The following is a 4,344-nucleotide window of genomic DNA, read 5'->3' as shown; positions in this document are numbered from 1 at the left end:
CGTTCACAGCCGTCTCGACGACGCCGGTGAGCACGGCCCGCGTCGCCGGCACTTCCGCGGGTACGACGGTCACGGCGGAGGCGGGCACGACGTATGCCGTCTGGTGGGGATGCAGGCAGAACACGGTCCGTCCGAGCAACCCGGGCGGGCCTTCCTCGACGACGCCCACGTTGAGGTAGCCGTACTTCACCGGCCCCGGGAAGGCGCCGTCCTGGAAGGGCGCTCGCATCGCGTCGTACTGGCTGGCCGGGACGCGTCCGTCGAAGACCAGGGCCTCGGTGCCCCTGCTGACCGCCGACCGCAGGGTCCGGACCACCACCTCGTCGGGGCCCGGCGCGGCGAGCGCCACCGACCGGATCTCGCCGGCGCCCGGCTCGCGCAACCAGAACGCCCGGGCCTCCCTCTGCATCGGACCACCTCACCCGGCTCCGGGTGAACCGGAGCAGCGACTTCTTCGTTCCCAGACGTGTAGCTCCCTGCTGGTCTGATGAACGGAGTAGGTGTGCCCGCGGTTCAACGTCATCCGGGACCGGGATGGCCCAGACCGAAATGGCGGAGCGTCGGCGCGCGGGTTCTCACCGTGCTGGCGGCGCTGCTGGTCGTCCTCGCGCTCATCACCCCCAACCGGCTCCAGGAGCTCGAGCCGGCGGCGTTCGCGCGACTGCCTCTCGAAGCGCTGGTGTACCTCGCCGTCGTCCTGGCGCTGCCGCCGAGCCTCGGTCGGGTCCGGACACCCCTGGCTCTCGCCGCCGGGGTCGTGCTCGGCCTGACCGCCGTCCTCAAGCTTCTCGACGTGGGCTTCCTGGAGGTGCTGAACCGACCGTTCGACACATTGATCGACTGGCGCTACGCGGGCTCGCTCGTCGAGACCGTCCGGGACTCGTTCGGCAACGGGATCGGCACGGCGCTGCTCGTCGTGGCCGCGCTGTCCGCCGTCGCGCTGCTGGTGCTGCTGCCGCTCTCGGTGCTGCGGGTCACCCGCGTCGCTGCGCGGCACCGACGACCGGCGTCTCAGGCGGTGGCCGCGCTCGCGGCGCTCTGGCTGGTCCTGGCCGTGCTGGACGTGCGCAGCAACGCCGGGACGCTCGCATCGCGGGACGCGGGCGGCTACGTGTACGGCCAGGTCAGCCGGATCCCGTCCGAGCTTCGCGACCAAGGGCAGTTCGCGGAGGATGCGAAGGAGGACCCGCTCCAACGGGTGCCCGCCGAGGACCTGCTGACCGGGCTCCGCGGCAAGGACGTCCTGTTCGTGTTCGTCGAGAGCTTCGGGCGGGTTGCGGTCGAGGGATCCTCCTTCTCGCCGGGAGTCAACGCGGTTCTCTCTTCGGGGACGGAGCAGCTGAACGAGGCGGGCTTCTCCAGCCGAAGCGCGTTCCTGACCTCCCCCACGTTCGGTGCGCTCAGCTGGCTGGCGCACGCGACGCTCCAGTCCGGCGTGTGGGTCGACAGCCAGCAGCGGTACGACAAGCTGGTGACGAGCTCCCGGCTGACGCTGAGCCAGCTCTTCGGGCGAGCGGGGTGGCGCTCGGTGGCTGCCGTACCGGCCAACACGAGGGACTGGCCGCAGGGAGCGTTCTACCACTACGACCACATCTACGACTCGCGGAACCTCGGCTACGAGGGCCCGCGGTTCGGCTACCCGAGGATGCCCGACCAGTACACCCTCGACGCGTTCTACCGCCTCGAGCTCGCGAAGGAGCAGCGTCGACCCGTGATGGCCGAGATCGACCTGATCACCAGTCACGCTCCGTGGTCACGGACCCCGCGGATGATCAAACCGTCAGCTGTCGGCGACGGCTCGGTCTACGAGGGCATGCCCGAGCAGCTTGCTTCGGAGAAGGACATCTGGCCCTCCCCCCGGCGGGTCAAGGCAGCGTACGGGGAGTCCATCGAGTACTCCCTCAACGCGCTCGTCTCCTTCGTGACCACGTACGGCGACGACGACCTGGTCGTGGTCATGCTCGGCGACCACCAGCCCGCAACCATCGTGTCGGGCGAGGACGCGGGTCGCGACGTGCCGATCGCGATCGTCTCGCGCGACCCCGCCGTCCTCGACGCGGTATCGGACTGGGGGTGGGACGACGGGCTTCGCCCGGAGCCCGAGGCACCGGTCTGGCGAATGGACGTGTTCCGGGATCGGTTCCTCGCGGCGTTCGGCTCGAGCGGCGAGACTGGACCTGGGCCGGCGGACGCACGTTGAACCCGCTCTGCCCCCAGCGCGTATCCCGGGGAGGAGGGTGGACATGCCTGACGACGAGGTCGCGCTCATGCAGCAGCTGCACGATGAGCACGCCGCTGCGCTCTGGCGCTTCTGCCTTCGTCTGGTTGGCACCGACCGAGGACGGGCCGAGGACGTCGTCCAGGAGACGATGCTCCGCGCCTGGCGGCACCGCGCCGTCCTCGAGAGCTCGCCGGCGTCGCTGCGCGCCTGGTTGTTCACCGTCGCCCGCAACATCGTGATCGACGAGTGGCGCAGCCGCCGCTCCCACCCCGAGACACCCGTCGCCGACGTCCCGGAGCTCGGCGGCCTCGACGACGCGAGCGACCAGCTGCTGCTGTCCTGGGTCGTGGCCGAGGCGGTCACCCGACTCTCGCCGGACCATCGAGCCGTGCTCCTCGAGTGCTACTACCGGGGCCGGCCGGTGGCCGAGGCGGCGAGATGCCTCGGGGTGCCGGAGGGCACGGTCAAGTCGCGCACCCACTACGCGTTGCGGGCTCTGAAGCTGGCGCTCGAGGAGATGGGGGTGAGCGCGTGAGCTGCCCGTTCGCCCACGACGACGCGGCCTACGTCCTCGGTGCCCTGTCCCCTGCGGAGAGGCTCGACTTCGAGAGGCACCTGACCGGATGTGAGGACTGCACTCGCGCGGTTCGCGAGCTCGCGGGCCTCCCCGGTCTGCTCGGTCGGGTCGAGGCGAGCATCTTGGAGCACCCGCCCGTGGACGAGCCGGTGCCGGACACGCTCCTTCCCACCCTGTCCCGTGAGGTACGTAGCGTCCGGCGTCGGCGTACCCTCGCCGCCGCAGGGTTGGCCGCCGCCGTGGCCGCAGTGATTGTGTCGGTGGTCGTGTCGCAGGTCGGAGACGGTCCCGCGTCGACACGGGACGTTCCCGTTGCGAGCTCCAGCCCGTCCGGGGCTGTGGCGGAAACGATGGACCCGGTCGGGGACGTCCCCGTGCGGGCAAGCCTCACCTTCGAGCAGGTCACGTGGGGCACCCGGCTCGGGCTCATCTGCACCTACGACCCGGACACGGTGGACTACCAGCTGCCGCCCGCAGTGGATTACACGCTGTTCGTGCGGACCCGCGACGGACGAACCGAGCAGGTCGGCAGCTGGCGGTCGGTCGGCGGCAGGACGATGCGGCTCTCCGCTGCAACCGCTGCGAGCCGCGAGGACATCGCGTCAGTCGAGGTGCGGACGCCCGACGGTCTTGTGGTGCTGGAGCTGGCCGCGTGAACGCAGCGGGTTGTCATCGAGCAGGAGCCACCGGTCACCACCGCCACGATTATGTGGACAGTTCTGGTCTGTCAAGCCGCATGACAGGACGGACGGAGCCATTTCCGACGGTGGAGGTGTGGCCGGTCGCGGTCAGAGTGCACTGGACCGGGGTTTGCGCGCGGAATGCGGCATAGGACGCCGTTGTTGGCCGGAACGCCCCCATCTCTCAGCCAAGACACACTGGGCCATCATCGGGACCGGCGCAGCTGCCTCGTGCGCAATGCGGCGAGCAGCCCGACAGCGGCAGTGACCGGCAAGAGGACGACGAAAACCCAGACGACCCCGACGGAGATCAATCCGTCTGAAGCAATCTTGTTGATGAGGTCACCGTCGAACAACCCGAAGATCACGCTCATAAGGCAGAAGGCACTGAGGAGGGCTGCGGCGATCAGGCCGACGGGAGGCCGAACGTTGCGAGCGGCCAACCAGGCCAGGGCAAGCTGCGCTACCCCGATCGGCAGGGGCACAGTGGATTCGGTTTCGAAGCCCCACGCCTCGCTCCACGAGTCGACCCCCGAGGCCACGGCGAGGAGGCCGCCGATCACGTCGGCGACGACCAACAGCAGCGCGGAGAGGACGAGAGCTCGCCCAGAGGCCACCGACGGCATGTCCTGAAACCGATGGAAGGCTCGACGTCTGTCTTCACCTGGCTGTCCATCCATCGACACAGCATGGCACCACGCCCGCTCATCAAGCATGTCCATGCACGGATTGGCTCCGGCATTCGCGGGCATACCGACACAGGCGGTAGGCGTCAGGCCAGGTCCTGGAGGAGCTGTTCCAGGCGTCGTTTGGTTGCTTGGTGTCGCTCGATCTCGCGTTGCCAGCCGCGGCCGGTGGCGTCGTCG

The 4,344-nt window shown here is 69.5% G+C and carries 4 protein-coding genes and 1 pseudogene; 3 read left to right on the top strand and 2 right to left on the bottom strand.

Annotation, left to right across the window (positions count from 1 at the left end):
- A pseudogene (locus ACRDPN_RS13585) lies at positions 1–409 on the bottom strand (dehydrogenase); the annotation flags it as partial.
- Positions 410–580: 171 nt separating this feature from the next.
- On the opposite strand from ACRDPN_RS13585, the gene ACRDPN_RS13580 reads away from it, so the two are divergent.
- Genes ACRDPN_RS13580 through ACRDPN_RS13570 form a run of 3 tightly spaced genes read left to right on the top strand, consistent with a single transcriptional unit; the run spans position 581 to position 3,454 of the window.
- Complete coding sequence (locus ACRDPN_RS13580) at positions 581–2,200, top strand: sulfatase-like hydrolase/transferase (protein WP_431448966.1); 1,620 nt, start codon at positions 581–583, stop codon at positions 2,198–2,200.
- A gap of 43 nt (positions 2,201–2,243) precedes the next feature.
- Positions 2,244–2,756, top strand: a complete 513-nt coding sequence (locus ACRDPN_RS13575; protein WP_431448964.1) for a sigma-70 family RNA polymerase sigma factor — start codon at positions 2,244–2,246, stop codon at positions 2,754–2,756.
- On the top strand, positions 2,753–3,454 hold the full coding sequence (locus ACRDPN_RS13570; protein ID WP_431448962.1) for an anti-sigma factor family protein: 702 nt from the start codon (positions 2,753–2,755) through the stop codon (positions 3,452–3,454). The genes ACRDPN_RS13575 and ACRDPN_RS13570 overlap by 4 nt, the downstream gene beginning before the upstream one ends.
- 230 nt (positions 3,455–3,684) lie before the next feature.
- On the opposite strand, the gene ACRDPN_RS13565 is transcribed toward ACRDPN_RS13570, so the two are convergent.
- The gene (locus ACRDPN_RS13565; protein ID WP_431448960.1) at positions 3,685–4,104 is read right to left on the bottom strand and encodes a hypothetical protein; all 420 of its coding nucleotides are present in this window, start codon (positions 4,102–4,104) and stop codon (positions 3,685–3,687) included.
- Between the last annotated feature and the right edge of the window lie 240 nt (positions 4,105–4,344).

The organism is Aeromicrobium sp., assembly GCF_050700635.1.
Lineage (GTDB): Bacteria > Actinomycetota > Actinomycetes > Propionibacteriales > Nocardioidaceae > Aeromicrobium.
Note: the sequence above shows the minus strand (reverse complement) of the source record. Positions and strands in the feature narration are given on the sequence as shown.

Excerpts from the sequence above, each read along its gene's own strand:
- ACRDPN_RS13575 (WP_431448964.1), top strand. The coding sequence starts at position 2,244 with ATGCCTGACGACGAGGTCGCGCTCATGCAGCAGCTGCACGATGAGCAC.
- ACRDPN_RS13565 (WP_431448960.1), bottom strand. The coding sequence starts at position 4,104 with ATGCCGTCGGTGGCCTCTGGGCGAGCTCTCGTCCTCTCCGCGCTGCTG.